Origin of the sequence: Enterobacillus tribolii (assembly GCF_003363015.1) — a bacterium.
Taxonomy (GTDB): Bacteria; Pseudomonadota; Gammaproteobacteria; order Enterobacterales; family Enterobacteriaceae; genus Enterobacillus; species Enterobacillus tribolii.
This window is the reverse complement of the sequence record NZ_QRAP01000001.1, coordinates 812,387-830,091: the sequence shown is the minus strand read 5'-3', so window position 1 is coordinate 830,091 and position 17,705 is coordinate 812,387. Positions and strand designations below refer to the sequence as shown.

General features: G+C 52.2%; 14 protein-coding genes. 11 read left to right on the top strand and 3 right to left on the bottom strand.

The genetic code is table 11. The annotated features are described in order from the left end of the window. The gene (locus tag C8D90_RS03655) at window positions 1-477 is read right to left on the bottom strand and encodes a YchJ family protein (protein ID WP_376744980.1); all 477 of its coding nucleotides are present in this window, start codon (window positions 475-477) and stop codon (window positions 1-3) included. 192 nt (window positions 478-669) lie between these two features. Between C8D90_RS03655 and rssB the strand changes: the two genes are divergently transcribed. The 3 genes from rssB to C8D90_RS03640 all read left to right on the top strand — a co-directional run bounded on the left by rssB (window position 670) and on the right by C8D90_RS03640 (window position 3,829). Beyond that, window positions 670-1,701, top strand: a complete 1,032-nt coding sequence (gene rssB, locus C8D90_RS03650) for a two-component system response regulator RssB (protein ID WP_115457029.1) — start codon at window positions 670-672, stop codon at window positions 1,699-1,701. 184 nt (window positions 1,702-1,885) lie between these two features. Further along, complete coding sequence (gene galU, locus C8D90_RS03645; protein WP_115457028.1) at window positions 1,886-2,794, top strand: UTP--glucose-1-phosphate uridylyltransferase GalU; 909 nt, start codon at window positions 1,886-1,888, stop codon at window positions 2,792-2,794. A gap of 30 nt (window positions 2,795-2,824) precedes the next feature. After that, window positions 2,825-3,829 carry an NAD-dependent epimerase gene (locus tag C8D90_RS03640; RefSeq protein WP_115457027.1) on the top strand — a complete coding sequence of 335 codons (1,005 nt, stop codon included), beginning with the start codon at window positions 2,825-2,827 and terminating at the stop codon, window positions 3,827-3,829. Window positions 3,830-4,154: 325 nt separating this feature from the next. Here C8D90_RS03640 and hns read toward each other — a convergent pair whose 3' ends face one another. Further along, window positions 4,155-4,562 (bottom strand): histone-like nucleoid-structuring protein H-NS, encoded by a 408-nt coding sequence (gene hns / locus C8D90_RS03635; RefSeq protein ID WP_115457026.1) that lies wholly within the window; start codon window positions 4,560-4,562, stop codon window positions 4,155-4,157. 654 nt (window positions 4,563-5,216) lie between these two features. Here hns and C8D90_RS03630 point away from each other — a divergent pair. Further along, entirely contained in the window at window positions 5,217-5,792 is a 576-nt protein-coding gene (locus C8D90_RS03630; RefSeq protein ID WP_115457025.1) for a thymidine kinase, read from the top strand. Window positions 5,793-6,007: 215 nt separating this feature from the next. On the opposite strand, the gene adhE is transcribed toward C8D90_RS03630, so the two are convergent. Beyond that, window positions 6,008-8,683 carry a bifunctional acetaldehyde-CoA/alcohol dehydrogenase gene (gene adhE, locus C8D90_RS03625; RefSeq protein ID WP_115457024.1) on the bottom strand — a complete coding sequence of 892 codons (2,676 nt, stop codon included), beginning with the start codon at window positions 8,681-8,683 and terminating at the stop codon, window positions 6,008-6,010. Window positions 8,684-9,195: 512 nt separating this feature from the next. Here adhE and C8D90_RS03620 point away from each other — a divergent pair. The 7 genes from C8D90_RS03620 (at window position 9,196) to oppF (ending at window position 17,617) form a co-directional block, all read left to right on the top strand. Beyond that, window positions 9,196-9,840 (top strand): YchE family NAAT transporter, encoded by a 645-nt coding sequence (locus C8D90_RS03620; protein ID WP_115457023.1) that lies wholly within the window; start codon window positions 9,196-9,198, stop codon window positions 9,838-9,840. Window positions 9,841-10,329: 489 nt separating this feature from the next. Further along, on the top strand, window positions 10,330-11,964 hold the full coding sequence (locus C8D90_RS03615; RefSeq protein ID WP_115457022.1) for an ABC transporter substrate-binding protein: 1,635 nt from the start codon (window positions 10,330-10,332) through the stop codon (window positions 11,962-11,964). Window positions 11,965-12,070: 106 nt separating this feature from the next. After that, window positions 12,071-13,693, top strand: coding sequence for an oligopeptide ABC transporter substrate-binding protein OppA (gene oppA, locus C8D90_RS03610; RefSeq protein ID WP_115457264.1), 1,623 nt, complete (start codon window positions 12,071-12,073; stop codon window positions 13,691-13,693). 77 nt (window positions 13,694-13,770) lie between these two features. Next, window positions 13,771-14,691, top strand: coding sequence for an oligopeptide ABC transporter permease OppB (oppB, locus tag C8D90_RS03605; RefSeq protein ID WP_115457021.1), 921 nt, complete (start codon window positions 13,771-13,773; stop codon window positions 14,689-14,691). A gap of 10 nt (window positions 14,692-14,701) precedes the next feature. Beyond that, the gene (gene oppC / locus C8D90_RS03600; RefSeq protein ID WP_115457020.1) at window positions 14,702-15,610 is read left to right on the top strand and encodes an oligopeptide ABC transporter permease OppC; all 909 of its coding nucleotides are present in this window, start codon (window positions 14,702-14,704) and stop codon (window positions 15,608-15,610) included. A gap of 13 nt (window positions 15,611-15,623) precedes the next feature. After that, window positions 15,624-16,616: an ABC transporter ATP-binding protein gene (oppD, locus tag C8D90_RS03595; protein ID WP_115457019.1), complete on the top strand. Its 993-nt coding sequence runs from the start codon at window positions 15,624-15,626 to the stop codon at window positions 16,614-16,616. Continuing rightward, the gene (oppF, locus tag C8D90_RS03590) at window positions 16,613-17,617 is read left to right on the top strand and encodes a murein tripeptide/oligopeptide ABC transporter ATP binding protein OppF (RefSeq protein WP_115457018.1); all 1,005 of its coding nucleotides are present in this window, start codon (window positions 16,613-16,615) and stop codon (window positions 17,615-17,617) included. Before oppD ends, oppF begins: the two co-directional genes overlap by 4 nt. The last annotated feature ends 88 nt before the right edge of the window (window positions 17,618-17,705 follow it).

Here is a 17,705-nt window from a genome sequence, read left to right as displayed (position 1 = left end):
TCACTGCCCGCAGCATTTTTTATATTTTTTACCGGAGCCGCAGGGGCAGGGATCGTTCCGGCCAACCTGAGGGCGACTTCCGTCAACATAATACCAACGTTCTTCGAGACGAAGAAAGCGTGAGCGTTCATGCAGCGCTGCGTCTTTTCCGCTGCTATGGTAGCGGGCCATAAATTCAACGTAGCCTTCATCCGCATTTTTACCCGGATGTGTTGAGACAATGCTGAGTCCGCGCCACTCGGTATCCGCAAAGCTGGCGATGATGGAATCGCGTTGGGCTTCCATCTGGCAGTCGGGGTGCCAGCTGGCGATCAGGTAATCAGCGTTATGCGTAACGAAAGCAGTATAGCGGGAGCGCATCAGCTGTTCGGGCGTTTGCGCCGCACGTTGGCCCTGAATTACGGGCTGACAGCATTCAGTATAAGCTTTCCCGCTCTGACAAGGGCAGAGCGTGGGAGCGGGAGATGGGGACAGCACAAAGCCTCCAGTAACCAATAAACAAGTGAGCTATGTTAACGAATCTGCGAGCTATCGGCTATTTCATCAGGCCAGTGACATGACAACGGGACTTAAGGCGCAAAATCGTGCGTTCTAACCGGCAAAACTCAGCACAAGATGGCATTTTGAACCAGAATAACAGAGGGTCACAATTTCCTGAGGAGTTATCTAATGGCGCAGCCGTTAGCCGGTAAGCGAATTCTTATTGTCGAAGATGACGCGGTTTTTCGCTCAGTGCTGGCGGGTTTCCTGAAGGCTCAGGAAGCAGAGGTTTGTGAGGCGGAAAACGGCGTCGAGGCATTGGCGATGCAATCGGAACAGGTTCCGGACGCGATTTTGTGCGACCTGTTCATGCCTGAAATGGGCGGCATTGAATTTATCCGGCGTTTGCGGGAGAGCGCCCGGCAAACGCCGGTTATCGTGATTTCCGCGACCGAAAGGATGGCGGACGTGGCCAGCGTGCTGCGTTTCGGGGTTCAGGATGTGCTGCTGAAACCCATCAAAGATCTTAACCAACTGCGGGATGCCCTGTTGGCCTGCTTTTATCCCGATATGTTCACATCACCGGCGCTGGCCGGCGAAGCGCTGAGCCATGACTGGGAAGCGCTGAGCCGCGACCCCGATTATGCGGCGCAACTGCTGAAACAATTGCAGCCTCCGGTTCAGCAACATATTGCCGGGTGCAAGATCAACTATCGTCAGCTTACATCGCACGAACATCCCGGGTTAGTGCTTGATATTGCCGGGTTGTCCGAAAATGATCTGGCCTTTTATTGCCTGGACGTGACGCGGGCCGGTGATGACGGCGTTCTGGCGGCGTTGATGATCCGGACATTATTTAACGGTCTGTTGCGGGAACAGCTTGCCCACCATGAAAATCGCTTGCCGCAGATGTCGGTGTTACTCAAACAGGTAAACCAAATGCTCAGGCAGGCCGGGCTTCAGGGCCAGTTTCCCTTGCTGGCTGGTTACTATCACGCCGGTTTGGGCAACCTGATCCTGGTTTCCGCGGGGCTGCATGCCAAAGTCGGCGCCGGTGACAGCCTGGTGCAACTTAACAGCGGCGTACCGCTGGGCACGATGGGGTCGATACATATTAACCAGGTCAGCCAGCACTGTACTAAATGGCAGTGTCAAATATGGGGCGCCGGGGGGCATTTACACCTCATGCTAACTAATCAGAATAATCGAACTTATGAATAAGGGTAATTACCTTTAATTTATAGATGCTGAGGTTATATTAGCGTCCATTGTGCGTAATATATTCAGTCAGGCTCGATGGCAGAATGATTCCCATGCACTCAAATGGCGAACTGGTATACTCGCCGCATAACATTATTTCCTGTCTCGGCGCAAATTTCGCGCCGAAAAATCTCAGAGAGGTTGTATGTCAACGTCAGTACGTAAGGTCAAGAAGGCGGTGATCCCGGTAGCGGGATTGGGAACCCGCATGCTACCCGCGACGAAAGCTATTCCTAAAGAAATGTTGCCTTTGGTCGATAAGCCGCTGATTCAATATGTTGTCAACGAATGCATCGCGGCAGGCATAAATGAAATTATTCTGGTCACGCACTCTTCTAAAAACTCGATTGAGAACCACTTCGACACCAGTTTTGAACTGGAAGCCATGCTGGAAAAACGCGTTAAGCGTCAGTTGCTGGCGGAAGTGCAATCTATTTGTCCGAAACATGTGACTATCATGCAGGTTCGTCAGGGGTTGGCCAAAGGGCTGGGACATGCGATTTTGTGCGCGCATCCCCTGGTGGGAGACGAGCCGTTTGCCGTCGTGTTGCCGGACGTCATTCTGGACGAATACAGCGCTGACCTCAGCAAAGATAACCTCAGCGAAATGCTGAGCCGTTACCATGAAACCGGAAACAGCCAGATTATGGTTGAGCCGGTGCCGATGGAAGAGGTATCCAGCTACGGTGTGGTGGACTGCAGCGGCGTTGAACTGAAGCCGGGTGAGAGTGGGGCCATGAAAGCCGTGGTGGAAAAGCCGCCGCGTGATAAAGCGCCGTCTAACCTTTCCATCGTTGGCCGCTATGTTCTGTCGCCGGAAATCTGGCCGCTGCTGTCCAAAACCCCGCCGGGTGCCGGTGAGGAAATTCAGCTGACGGACGCCATTGCGATGCTGATGAAGAAAGAGACCGTTGAAGCCTATCACCTGCGCGGCATCAGCCATGACTGTGGCAATAAGCTGGGGTATATGGAAGCATTCGTTGAATATGGTTTGCGTCATCCTACTTTAGGTAAAGACTTTGCAGCGTGGCTGAAACAGCTGCCTTTGAAATAATCGTTTTCTGCCGGCAATTACGGGGACTTTATGAATATCTTAGTGACGGGAGCGGCAGGTTTTATCGGATACCATGTCTGCGAGCGCCTTTTGGCGCAGGGGCACCAGGTAACTGGTATTGATAATTTGAATGACTATTACGATGTCAGCCTTAAACAGGCCCGGTTAGACAGATTATTGGCCCGCCCTGATTTTCATTTTTTGAAACTGGATATTGCCGATAGTGCGGGAATGAAGGCGCTCTTCGCCGACGGGCATTTTCATCGGGTGATTCACCTGGCCGCACAGGCCGGCGTGCGTTATTCGCTGGAAAATCCGATGGTGTATGGTGAGGCGAATCTGATTGGCTTCCTGAATGTATTGGAAGGATGCCGTCACCACCGGATTGAACATCTGGTATATGCCTCATCCAGCTCGGTTTATGGTTTGAACCGGAAAATGCCGTTTTCTACGGAGGATTCCGTCGATCATCCGATCTCATTATATGCTGCGACAAAAAAAGCCAATGAGCTGATGGCGCACAGCTATTCTCACTTATATGGTTTGCCGACCACGGGGCTGCGTTTCTTTACCGTTTATGGTCCCTGGGGGCGTCCTGATATGGCGTTGTTTAAATTTACGCGTGCAATGTTGGCAGGAGAGTCGATTGACGTTTATAACCGGGGCGAGATGCGGCGAGATTTTACTTATATAGATGATATTGCTGAAGCCGTTACCCGTATTAGCGACGTTATTCCGCAGCCGGTTCCGGGATGGACGGTAGAACAGGGGGATCCTGCCAGCAGTTCTGCGCCCTACTGTGTTTATAATATAGGCAACAGCAGCCCTACGCCGCTGATGGATTATATTCAGGCTCTGGAGTTGGCGCTGGGTATTAAAGCTGATAAAAATCTGCTGCCGATGCAGGCGGGGGATGTTCTGGATACAAGTGCCGATACGTCAGCGCTGTATCAGGCTATCGGATTTAAACCGCACACGGAAGTAAAAGAAGGCGTACGCCGCTTTGTTGAGTGGTACAAGTCGTTCTACCACTGAAGGGGGAGCGCGTGAGGAAAAAGGCGCCTTAGGGCGCTTTTTTTATGACTAAAGGATAGCTCTTTTGGTGAAAATTACTGAGCACAGGCAATAGTTGCCATTGTTAATCACGACCAATCCAATTAATAAAAAATTATTTTCCAAGTGAATCTTATCGTAAGGGGAGTGTAAGGAAAGGGAATGTGTTCGATATAGGGTAGAAAAAGGTTAGGCCTATACCCATTGAAATTTTGTACCTACTGATTAACATTGCTTGATTATTGTAAAAAAAAATAGCTTCCATTAGGAAGCTATTTTACAAAAATATAGAATGTGTAATTAGAAATTACAGCAAGAAATCGTCCAGAGATTTCCCTTCTTCTTCAATGGCGTTTTTGATCACAGCCGGGGTACGGCCCTGACCGGTCCAGGTCTTGGTTTCGCCATTTTCGTCAACGTACTGGTATTTAGCCGGGCGTGCAGCACGCTTTGCTTTACCACCGGATTTGCCGGCAGCAATGCTCTGCAGCAGCTCATTCGGATCAATACCGTCAGCAATCAGCATTTCACGATATTGTTGCAGTTTACGGGTACGTTCTTCAATTTCAGCCTGTGCCTGGCTATCTTCTTCACGACGCTCTTTAACAACAACTTCTAATTTTTCCAGCATCTCTTCCAGAGTTTCTAAAGTACATTCTCTTGCCTGGGCACGAAGAGTACGGATGTTGTTCAGGATTTTTAATGCTTCGCTCATTGTCCTAGTCTCAAATTTATATTGGTGGGGGGCTTTTCAATAATAATAGAGCGACAGTTTATTTAACGCAATAGCGAATTTTGTAAGAACCAAGAAATATTTTGCCAATATATGCATAGATCTCATTCTTTCGCTCTCGTGAAAGGAATATAGACAAGTTGGCGGGGGAGTTCAATACCTCATAATGACGGAGGGAAAAGTGAAGGCCATTTTAGGATAATCCCTTTTGTGTATCGCTTTATCTGTTAAGCGCCGGGTGAGTAAATTGTTGATGATTAAATCATCAGCGCCATGCTTTCTTGTTGATTCGTGGCTTTATTTATCGAAGGGCATGAATGGATACGGAGGAATGTATAAACAAACCTATCCTGACAGGTCCATAAATTGTCCTCGTGTAAAGAAGGGTAATTCACAGGGGGCGTGAGCGGCGCCGCGATTAGGATTATGCCCGGAAAGTCCGGGAATACTACTGGCATTTCGTCTAATAGCGCATTGTTTTTAAAAGTGGGTGAGAATGCAAATTTGAGAAATACCTCAAGATTTTAATGTAAGACATTGGATGCGGAAACTGCGCGGCATGGCGGGCATTCTGGCCCGAGTATGGTAATATACGGAAAGTTTTACAGACACCCCGCCGTTTGGAGTATCGGAGCAATGGCTCAGCTTTATTTTTATTACTCTGCGATGAACGCAGGAAAATCCACAGCATTATTACAATCCTCATACAACTACCAGGAGCGGGGAATGAGAACGTTAGCGTTCACCGCTGAAATAGATGACCGGTTCGGCAGCGGCAGGATCAGTTCCCGTATCGGCCTCAGCGCGTCGGCATTGCTCTATAATGTTAACAGCCGATTGTATGACGTAATCGCAGAAGAACACGAGAAACAGGCTGTTCATTGCGTGTTAGTCGATGAATGCCAGTTTCTTACCCGGGAGCAGGTGAGTGAATTATCCGACATTGTCGATACGCTCGACATTCCCGTGTTGTGTTATGGCCTGAGAACGGATTTTCGCGGCGAGTTGTTCAGCGGCAGCCATTATTTACTGGCCTGGGCAGATAAGCTGGTGGAGTTAAAAACGATCTGCCATTGCGGCCGCAAAGCCAATATGGTGCTGCGGTTGGATGAGAATGGCAATGCGTTGAAAGACGGCGCGCAGGTGGTGATAGGCGGCGATGATCGTTATGTATCGGTATGCCGTCGCCATTATAAAGAAGCGCTCGCCTGAAGGGCGCAGGGGCGTTTAGCGGGGAGCTCCGGGCCTTGTTCCCCGTCAGGGCGTTAACGCGTCCTACTGGGCCTTACAGGCGCTGATACCGGATATCGGCTTCCCGCCGGCTGTGTCTTGATTTGCCGTAAATGCAAATAAATAAGACGCGTCATCCGGATTAATAAAATAAAAAACCCGCCGTTCGGCGGGTTTTTACATTTATACCAATAAGATTACTTCTTGGCTTTCTTTTCCGCTTTCGGTGCGGCAGCGGCTTTTACCGGTACAGCGGCAGCTTCGCCTTCGCTGAAGGCGCGGCCGTAGTAGGTGTCCAGCAGCAGTTGTTTCAGCTCGGAGATCAGCGGATAGCGCGGGTTAGCGCCGGTGCACTGATCGTCAAAAGCGTCTTCGGACAGCTTGTCGACTTTCGCCAGGAAGTCAGCTTCCTGTACGCCGGCTTCACGGATAGACGTCGGGATGCCCAGTTCTGCTTTGATCGACTCCAGCCATGCCAGCAGTTTTTCGATCTTCTGCGCGGTACGGTCGCCAGGGGCGCTCAGACCCAGGTGATCGGCGATTTCGGCATAACGACGGCGTGCCTGCGGACGGTCGTACTGGCTGAATGCGGTCTGCTTGGTCGGGTTATCGTTCGCGTTATAGCGGATAACGTTGGAAATCAGCAGGGCGTTAGCCAGGCCGTGCGGAAGGTGGAACTCTGAACCCAGTTTGTGCGCCATGGAGTGACACACGCCCAGGAAGGCGTTGGCAAACGCGATACCGGCGATGGTGGCGGCGTTATGCACACGCTCGCGGGCTACCGGGTTTTTCGCGCCTTCGGCATAGCTCTGCGGCAGGAACTCTTTCAGCAGTTTCAGCGCCTGCAGGGCCTGACCGTCGGAGTATTCGTTAGCCAGCACGGAAACATAGGCTTCCAGGGCATGGGTCACGGCATCCAGACCACCGAACGCACACAGCGATTTCGGCATGTTCATCACCAGGTTGGCGTCAACGATAGCCATATCCGGCGTCAGGGCATAGTCAGCCAGCGGGTATTTCTGCCCGGTAGCGTCGTCGGTAACCACGGCGAACGGCGTAACTTCAGAACCGGTACCGGACGTGGTGGTGATGGCGATCATCTTCGCTTTCACGCCCATTTTCGGGAACTTGTAAATACGCTTACGGATGTCCATAAAGCGCAGGGCCAGTTCTTCGAAGTGGGTTTCCGGGTGTTCGTACATGACCCACATGATCTTGGCGGCATCCATCGGAGAACCACCACCCAGCGCGATGATCACATCCGGCTTAAAGGAGTGCATCTGCTCGGCGCCTTTACGTACGATGCTCAGCGTCGGATCGGCTTCAACTTCGAAGAAGACTTCGGTTTCAATGCCGTGGGACTTCAGTACGTTGGTTACCTGGTCGGCATAACCGTTGTTGAACAGGAAACGGTCGGTCACGATGAAGGCGCGCTTGGCACCGTCGGTAGCCACTTCTTCCAGCGCGATCGGCAGGCTGCCGCGGCGGAAGTAAATAGATTTCGGAAGTTTGTGCCACAACATGTTTTCTGCTCGCTTCGCTACGGTCTTCTTGTTGATCAGATGTTTCGGGCCCACGTTTTCAGAGATGGAGTTACCACCCCAGGAACCACAACCCAGCGTCAGGGAAGGAGCAAGTTTAAAGTTGTACAGGTCGCCGATGCCGCCCTGAGAAGCCGGGGTGTTGATCAGAATACGCGCGGTCTTCATCTTGTCGCCGAAGTAGTTAACACGCTCAGTCTGGTTGTCCTGATCGGTGTACAGGCAGGAGGTGTGACCGATACCGCCCATGGCGACCAATTTCTCGGCTTTGTCCACGGCGTCTTCGAAATCTTTGGCGCGGTACATCGCCAGGGTCGGGGACAGTTTTTCGTGGGCAAACGGCTCAGACTCGTCAACGAGTTTCACTTCGCCGATCAGAATCTTAGTATTAGCAGGAACGGTCAGGCCCGCCATTTCGGCAATTTTGGTGGCCGGCTGGCCAACGATGGCTGCGTTCAGCGCGCCATTTTTCAGGATGATATCCTGAACGGCTTTCAGTTCTTTGCCCTGCAACAGATAGCCGCCGTGGGTAGCGAAACGCTCGCGTACCGCGTTGTAGACGGAGTCAACAACGATAACGGACTGCTCGGAAGCACAGATTACGCCGTTGTCGAAGGTTTTTGACATCAGGATTGATGCCACGGCGCGCTTGATATCCGCGCTGTCATCGATGACGACCGGCGTGTTGCCTGCGCCTACGCCGATGGCCGGTTTACCGGAGCTGTAAGCCGCTTTAACCATGCCCGGACCACCCGTAGCCAGGATCAGGTTAAGATCCGGATGGTGCATCAGGTGATTAGACAGCTCAACGGACGGCTCGTCGATCCAACCGATAATGTCTTTCGGCGCACCGGCTGCAATAGCCGCCTGCAGTACGATGTCAGCCGCTTTGTTCGTGGCTTTCTTGGCACGCGGGTGCGGGGAGAAGATAATGCCGTTACGGGTTTTCAGGCTGATTAACGCTTTGAAGATTGCCGTAGAGGTCGGGTTGGTGGTCGGCACGATGCCGCAGATAAGGCCGGTAGGTTCGGCGATGGTGATGGTGCCGAAGGTATCGTCTTCGGACAGGATGCCGCAGGTTTTTTCGTCTTTATAAGCGTTATAGATATATTCGGAAGCGAAGTGGTTTTTGATCACTTTGTCTTCGACGATACCCATACCAGATTCTTCAACGGCCATTTTCGCCAGCGGAATGCGGGCGTCAGCGGCGGCCAGAGCGGCGGCGCGGAAGATCTTATCGACTTGTTCCTGAGTGTAATTGGCAAACTCACGCTGGGCTTTCTTAACACGCGCTACTAACGCATCGAGTTCAGCGACATTGGTTACAGCCATAATGCTCTCCTGATAATGTTAAACTTTTTTAGTAAATAAGCCGCACGAGCAACAATTATAGACAGAGTAAATGACTTCATTGTTTGCATTGAGCGCAATGGAAACGCGCCTGGCCGCTGATTAGCTAAAACAGCTTATGAAAAGTTAAGTTACTGTTAATAAAAACACCGTTGTCTGTTATGAAAAACAACGGCTTGATGATGATAACAGCCTTTTCTCACGTGATGGAGCTTACCTATTCCTGGGTAGTTGTTTTGTGATATGTGTCACAAAAAATGCAAGCTGACTCCTTTCAGCATGCCTGTTTTGAGAAATATTCTCATTTTTAACCAAACTTTAGGAATATTGCATCGCATTATTCATTAATTCAACATATTGGTAACATAAGAGAATGATTTTATCGAGATAACTCTCGACAGTAAGAAATACCTGCGCCGGACGTAGATCGGCTGCTTTAATTCCATTACATTAGCGCGATTGGCAACAAGTGCCTTTTTGTTGTGGAGCGGAGTGTGACCCAGTCGTTATTGGATTTTTCAGGGTTTATTAAGTTTTTCGTCGGGTTATTCGCGCTGGTAAACCCGGTGGGGATATTGCCGGTTTTTATCAGCATGACCAGCTACCAGGCCGCGGCGGGCAGGAATAAAGTCAACCTGACCGCGAACGTGTCCGTGGCGGTTATTTTGCTGACGTCTCTGTTTTTAGGCGATTCCATCCTGATGTTTTTCGGCATCTCTATCGACTCCTTCCGCATTGCCGGCGGTATTCTGGTTGTTACGATTGCGATGTCGATGATCAGCGGTAAGCTGGGGGAAGATAAGCAGAACAAACAGGAGAAGTCGGAAACCGCTATTCGCGAAAATGTGGGCGTAGTTCCGCTGGCATTGCCGCTGATGGCCGGGCCGGGCGCCATCAGTTCAACCATCGTCTGGAGCTCACGCTATCACACCTGGATGGACATGCTGGGCTTCTCACTGGCAATCGCACTGTTTGCCTTCTGCTGCTGGCTGTTATTCCGTGCGGCCCCGTTGCTGGTTCGCCTGCTGGGCCAAACCGGCATCAACGTGATTACCCGTATCATGGGTCTGTTGCTGATGGCGCTGGGAATCGAATTTATCGTTACCGGTGTAAAAGCGATTTTCCCCGGTCTGCTCTGATTTAAAAGAAGATACGCAACAGATACGCCGTCGCCTTTGGGCGGCGGCGTTTTTTGTGCTGCGGAAAAACCTCCGGGTGTTACGATTATTACATGGATAGTATGACCCTCCTTTTCTGGTTGTAACTAATGGCTAAATGATAAGCGATAGACTTTTATTCCAAATAATAGGAATAAAAACAGAGAATAATATTGCTTTCGCCATAAAGCCCGCCTGATTACCTTCACCGATGATGAGTTACACTCTATTTTATTTCTTATCATGAACTTACCGTTGATTTTTATTGCCTGTACGTGCAGTCTGTCAAAGGATAAAAAATCAATACAGAGAAATGCTTAACATTTCTATAAAAATAATTGGCGGTAAAATTAACCTTCTGTTAGCTTTCCGGCTATATGAATTGCCGGCGCTGCGCGATCCGGCCTGTATGACGTACTGTTGTTGTGCGTCCCCAGAACAGAATGTGTTTTTGAGGCAAGGAGAAAGCATATGCATCGGCCTGTGGCAATGAAGGTCAGTTCCGTGCTTACCGCCATCTTGATGACCACCGCGCTTCCGTTTGCCCATGCGGCAGATGTTCCGGCCGGGGTTAAGCTGGCTGCGCAACAGACGCTGGTAATTAATAACGGCAGTGAAGTGGCATCCCTTGATCCGCAAAAAGTGGAAGGCGTTCCGGAAAGCAACGTTATTCTCAATCTGCTGGAAGGGCTGGTGGATACCGACAGTGCGGGCAACATCCGCCCCGCGGTCGCCGGAAGCTGGGAAGACCAGGGCGCAAAGGTCTGGACGTTTCACCTGCGTGACGGCCTGCGCTGGAGCAACGGCGATCCGCTGACTGCGCATGACTTTGTTTACAGTTGGCGGCGCCTGGCCGATCCTGCGACGGCGTCTCCCTACGCCAGTTACCTGCAATATGCCTACGTGGCGAATGCGGAAGATATCATCAAAGGCAAGCTGGCGCCGGACACGTTAGGCGTAAAAGCGCTGGATGATAAAACGCTGCAGGTGACGTTGTCACAACCCGTTCCTTACTTTATCTCCATGTTGTGGCATACGTCCTTAAAGCCGGTCAACCAACGGGTAGTGGAGCAATTCGGCGATAAGTGGACGCAGCCGCAGCATTTCGTCGGCAACGGGCCGTACCGCCTGAAGCAATGGGTGGTGAATGAGCGCCTGGTGCTGGAGCGTAATCCCGACTATTGGGACAACGCGCACACGGTGATTAATCAGGTGACTTTCCTCTCTATCGCTTCTGAAGTTGCGGATGTTAACCGCTACCGCAGCGGTGAAATCGATATTACCAACAGTGCGATTGCGCCGGATCAATTCCGCAAAATTCAAAAAGAGATGCCCGATCATCTCAAAATCAGCCCTTATTTATGCACCTTCTATTACGAAATTAATAATCATAAACCGCCGTTTGATGATTTCAGGGTGCGTGCGGCGCTGAAAATGACGCTGGAACGCGACATTATCGCCGGGAAAATCATGGGCCAGGGGCAAATTCCCGCCTACGGATTTACGCCGCCTTATACCCACGGGGCTGGTTTTACCGAGCCGGCCTGGGCGAACCTGACGCAGGAAATACGCAATCAGCAGGCAAAGGCGTTGCTTGCCGAAGCCGGATTTGATGAGCAAAAACCGCTGGCGTTCACCTTACTTTACAATACGTCGGATCAAAATAAACGTCAGGCTATTGCTGCGGCATCAATGTGGCAGAAGAATCTGGGTGTTAAGGTTACATTGCAGAATCAGGAATGGAAGACATCGCTGCAAAGTCGCCATCAGGGGCAATATGACGTAGCGCGCGCCACATGGTGCGGGGATTATAATGAACCGTCGGCCTTTTTAAATATGATGCTGTCGGACAGCAGCAGTAATACCGCCTTTTATCACAGCAAAACTTTCGATGATCTGTTAGCGAAAGCCTTACAGGCGCCGAATGAAGATGAAAGGGCGAAATTATACCAGCAAGCAGAGCAGCAGCTTGATGCGGATTCGGCCATCGTTCCGGTCTATTACCGTGTCAGTGTTCGCCTGGTGCGTCCCGATATCGGGGGATTCAGCGGTAAAGATCCGCAGGATCTTATGGTAGTTAAGGACTATTACAGGGTAATTCGCTGATTTCTTAAGAAGCTCCGCGCTTCTGAATTTTTCCGCCCGGTGCGGAAAGTTCTCTGAGGGTTGGCATGCCCGGATGGGTATTATTAAAGAGGGGAGTGAATATAAGATGAGTAAGCAGATTAAAAAAAGTCTACTGGCAATTGCTGTAATGAGCGCCGTCGGCGTGGCACAGGCAGCGGTCGTGCCCGCTGGTGTTCAACTGGCGGATAAACAGGAAGTTGTGAGAAACAACGGTTCTGAAGTCCAGTCCCTGGACCCGCATAAAATCGAAGGCGTACCGGAAAATAACGTCACCAACGATTTGATTGAAGGGCTGACGCAGCATGACCTGAACGGGAAGACGATCCCTGCCGCTGCGGAAAGCTGGGAAAATAAAGATTTTAAAGTCTGGACATTCCATATCCGCAAAAATGCCAAATGGTCCAACGGTCAGCCGGTCACCGCAGAAGATTTCGTTTATGCCTGGCAGCGCATTGCCGATCCGAAAACCGCATCCCCTTATTCCAGCTACCTGCAATACGCGCATGTTGAAAATATTGATGACGTTATCGCCGGGAAAAAAGACAAATCCACGCTGGGCGTAAAAGCGCTGGATGATAAAACGTTCCAGGTCACGCTTTCTGAGCCGGTGCCTTATCTGGTGGAAATGACGGGCCACTACGCCATGAAGCCGGTAAATAAAGAAGCGGTGGAAAAATATGGCGAAAAATGGACCCTGCCGCAGAACTACGTCAGCAATGGCGCATATAAACTGAAAGACTGGGTGGTTAACGAGCGTATCGTTCTTGAGCGCAACCCGGAATACTGGGACAACGACAAAACGGTCATTAATAAAGTCACGTTCCTGCCTATCGCTTCCGAAGTTACCGACGTCAACCGTTACCGCTCAGGTGAAATCGACGTTACCTACAACAACATGCCGATCGAGCTATTCCAAAAACTGAAAAAAGAGATCCCGGCGGAAGTTCATGTTGACCCCTATCTGTGTACTTATTACTACGAAATCAACAACCAGAAGCCGCCGTTTAACGACGTTCGCGTACGTGAAGCGCTGAAGCTGGGCCTGGATCGCGACATTATCGTCAATAAAGTGAAAAACCAGGGCGACCTGCCGGCTTACAGCTTTACCCCGCCGTATACCGACGGCATGAAACTAGCTGAGCCGGAATGGTTTGGCTGGACGCAGGAAAAACGTAACGAAGAAGCGAAAAAGCTGCTGGCCGAAGCCGGCTATACCGCGGAAAAACCGCTGACCTTCAAGCTGCTGTATAACACGTCCGATCTGCACAAGAAGCTGGCGATTGCGGCTTCCTCGATCTGGAAAAAGAACCTGGGCGTCAACGTTCAGCTGGAAAACCAGGAATGGAAAACCTTCCTCGACAGCCGTCACCAGGGGAATTATGACGTTGCCCGCGCAGCCTGGTGCGCCGACTACAACGAACCCAGCTCGTTCCTCAACATGCTGTTATCCGACAGCAGCAACAACACCGTCCACTACAAGAGCGCCGCTTTCGACAAGCTGATGGCCGATGCGCTGAAAGCGCCGAGCAAAGATGCGCGCGGCGATGCTTATCAGGAAGCTGAGAAGCAGTTGGATAAAGACTCTGCCGTTGCCCCCGTCTATTACTACGTAAACGCCCGTCTGGTGAAACCTTACGTCGGGGGTTATACCGGTAAAGATCCGCTGGACTACATGTACAGCAAAAACCTGTACATCATAAAACACTGATGCTGTAGCGGCGGCCGCATAAGCGGCCGCTATTCAGAAATATAATCAGCCGGCGGGCTGAGAGGCAGGGCTAGGGCATGCTTAAATTTATTTTTCGGCGCTTACTGGAAGCGATACCGACACTATTTATCCTGATAACCATTTCTTTTTTCATGATGCGTCTGGCTCCGGGCAGTCCGTTCACGGGTGAACGTACGCTGCCGCCGGAAGTGCTGGCGAACATTGAAGCGAAATACCATCTCAACGATCCGATCTGGAAGCAGTATTTCAACTACTTAGGCCAACTGGCACACGGCGACTTCGGGCCATCATTTAAATACAAAGATTATTCGGTCAACGATCTGGTCAGCGCCTCGTTTCCGGTTTCCGCCAAACTGGGCTTCGCCGCTTTTGCATTAGCGGTGGTGCTGGGCGTTAGCGCCGGCGTTATCGCCGCGCTTAATCAAAATACCAAATGGGATTATACGGTGATGGGGCTGGCGATGACGGGGGTGGTTATCCCGAGCTTCGTTGTGGCGCCATTGTTGGTGCTGATCTTCGCCATCACGCTGAAATGGCTGCCGGGCGGCGGCTGGAACGGCGGGGCGCTTAAATTTATGATTCTGCCGATGGTGGCGTTGTCGCTGGCTTATATCGCCAGTATTTCGCGTATTACGCGTGGCTCGATGATTGAAGTGCTGCACTCGAACTTTATTCGTACCGCCCGCGCCAAAGGGCTGCCGCTGCGCCGGATTATTTTCAGGCATGCGCTCAAACCTGCGTTGCTGCCGGTGCTTTCCTATATGGGACCGGCGTTTGTCGGCATTATTACCGGTTCCATGGTGATTGAAACGATCTACGGGTTGCCGGGTATCGGCCAACTGTTCGTCAACGGCGCACTGAACCGTGATTACTCACTGGTGCTGAGCCTGACGATCCTGGTCGGGGCGTTAACCATTGTATTCAACGCGGTCGTCGATGTGCTGTATGCCGTCATCGATCCCAAGATTCGTTATTAAGGGGCCGCTGATGCTACTCAATAAAAAGAACGGTGAAGCGCTGGAGAATTTCAGCGAACAACTGGAAATTGAAGGACGCAGCCTGTGGCAGGATGCGCGCCGGCGTTTTATGCATAACCGCGCGGCGTTGGTCAGCCTGGCGATTCTGTTTTTTATTGCGCTGTTTGTGATTTTTGCGCCGATGCTGTCGCCGTTTGCCTATGACGACACGGACTGGGGCATGATGTCCGCCGCGCCGGAGACGGAAACAGGCCACTATTTCGGCACCGACTCCTCCGGACGCGACCTGCTGGTGCGCGTCGCCATTGGCGGGCGGATCTCGCTGATGGTCGGTATCGCCGCCGCGCTGGTAGCGGTGGTGGTCGGTACGCTGTACGGTTCTGCGGCTGGCTACCTGGGCGGTAAAGTTGACTCGGTAATGATGCGCCTGCTGGAAATTCTTAACTCCTTCCCGTTTATGTTCTTCGTGATCCTGCTGGTTACCTTCTTCGGGCAGAATATTTTGCTGATCTTTGTCGCTATCGGCATGGTGTCGTGGCTGGATATGGCGCGTATCGTGCGCGGCCAGACCCTGAGTCTGAAGCGTAAGGAGTTTATCGAAGCGGCGCTGGTGTGCGGCGTTTCGACCCGCAAGATCGTCACACGCCATATCGTGCCCAACGTACTGGGCGTCGTGGTCGTCTATGCCTCGCTGCTGGTGCCGAGCATGATCCTGTTCGAATCCTTCCTCAGCTTCCTCGGGTTGGGTACGCAGGAGCCGCTGAGCAGCTGGGGCGCGTTGCTGAATGACGGCGCGAACTCGATGGAAGTTTCGCCCTGGCTGCTGCTGTTTCCTGCCGTATTCCTGGTGGTAACGCTGTTCTGTTTCAACTTTATCGGCGATGGCCTGCGTGATGCCCTCGACCCGAAAGATCGTTAAGGAGCCGTACGCTATGACAACGGAAAAACAGGGTACGGACCAGCAATTGCTGACGGTTAATGATTTGCGCGTCACGTTCTCCACGCCGGACGGCGACGTCACCGCGGTGAACGATCTTAACTTTTCCCTGAACGCGGGAGAAACGCTGGGCATCGTCGGTGAATCCGGCTCCGGAAAATCCCAGACGGCGTTTGCGCTGATGGGGTTGCTGGCCAGCAATGGCCGCATCGGCGGTTCGGCGATGTTTAACGGGCGCGAAATCCTGAACCTGCCGGAAGCCCAGTTAAACAAGCTGCGGGCGGAAGAGATCGCCATGATCTTTCAGGACCCGATGACATCGCTGAACCCCTATATGCGCGTGGGCGAACAGCTGATGGAGGTGCTCATTCAGCATAAGCGCATGAATAAAGCCGAGGCGTTTGAAGAATCGGTGCGCATGCTGGATGCGGTAAAAATGCCGGAGGCGCGCAAGAGAATGCGCATGTATCCGCACGAATTTTCCGGCGGGATGCGTCAGCGCGTGATGATCGCCATGGCGCTGCTGTGTCGTCCGAAACTGCTGATTGCGGATGAGCCGACGACGGCGCTGGACGTGACGGTGCAGGCGCAGATCATGACGTTGCTCAACGAGCTGAAAAGCGAGTTCAACACGGCCATCATTATGATTACCCATGACCTGGGCGTCGTGGCCGGGATCTGCGATCGTGTGCTGGTGATGTATGCCGGTCGGACCATGGAATACGGCACCGCGCGCGACGTGTTTTACCACCCCAGCCACCCGTACTCCATCGGCCTGCTCAGCGCGGTGCCGCGACTGGACGGCGAGGATGAATCCCTGATTACCATCCCCGGCAACCCGCCGAACCTGCTGCGCCTGCCGAAGGGGTGTCCGTTTCAGCCCCGTTGCCCTTACGCACAGGAGCGTTGTGCATCAATGCCGCCGCTGGCGCCTTTTGGCGAAGGACGCTTGCGCGCATGTTTCCGGGCCGTGGAGGAATTGGTATGAGCGCGGTGAGCGAAGAGAAAAAAGTCCTGCTCGAAGTGGCCGATCTGAAAGTGCACTTCGAGATTAAAGATGAGAAAGAGTGGTTTTGGCGTCCGGCTAAAACCCTGAAGGCCGTTGACGGCGTTACCCTGCGCTTGTTTGAAGGTGAAACGCTGGGCGTAGTGGGGGAATCCGGCTGTGGTAAATCCACCTTTGCCAGAGCGATTATCGGGCTGGTGAAGGCAACGTCCGGCCGGGTAGCCTGGCTGGGTAACGATCTGCTGGGGATGAATGAGAAGCAGTGGCACGCGGTACGCAACGATATTCAGATGATTTTCCAGGACCCGCTGGCATCGCTGAACCCGCGCATGAACATCGGTGAAATCATCGCAGAACCGCTGAAAACCTATTATCCCAAAATGCCGCGCCAGGAAGTGAAAGACCGGGTAAAAGCGATGATGATGAAGGTCGGGCTGCTGCCTAACCTGATTAACCGTTATCCTCATGAGTTTTCCGGCGGCCAGTGCCAGCGTATCGGCATCGCCCGTGCGCTGATCCTTGAGCCTAAGCTGGTAATCTGCGATGAGCCGGTTTCTGCGCTCGACGTGTCGATTCAGGCGCAGGTGGTTAACCTGCTCCAGCAGCTACAGCGCGAAATGGGATTGTCGCTGATTTTTATCGCGCACGATCTGGCGGTGGTCAAACACATCTCCGACCGTGTACTGGTGATGTACCTGGGTCATGCCGTGGAGCTGGGCACCTATAGCGAGGTGTACCACAATCCGCAGCATCCTTATACCAAAGCGCTGATGTCTGCTGTGCCGATCCCCGATCCGGATAAAGAGAAGAACAAAACCATCCAACTGCTGGAGGGGGATTTACCGTCGCCGATAAACCCGCCGTCGGGCTGCGTATTTCGTACCCGCTGCCCGATCGCCGGGCCAGAGTGCGCCAAAACCCGTCCGTTGCTGGAAGGAAGCTTTAAACACGCGGTTTCCTGCCTGAAGGTCGATCCGCTGTAATTCTGGGTCAGAAAGAAACAAGCCCCGGACGCCATACTGGCGTCCGGGGCTTTTTACTGGTGGGAATCGTTAAAAGAGAAGGGCGGAA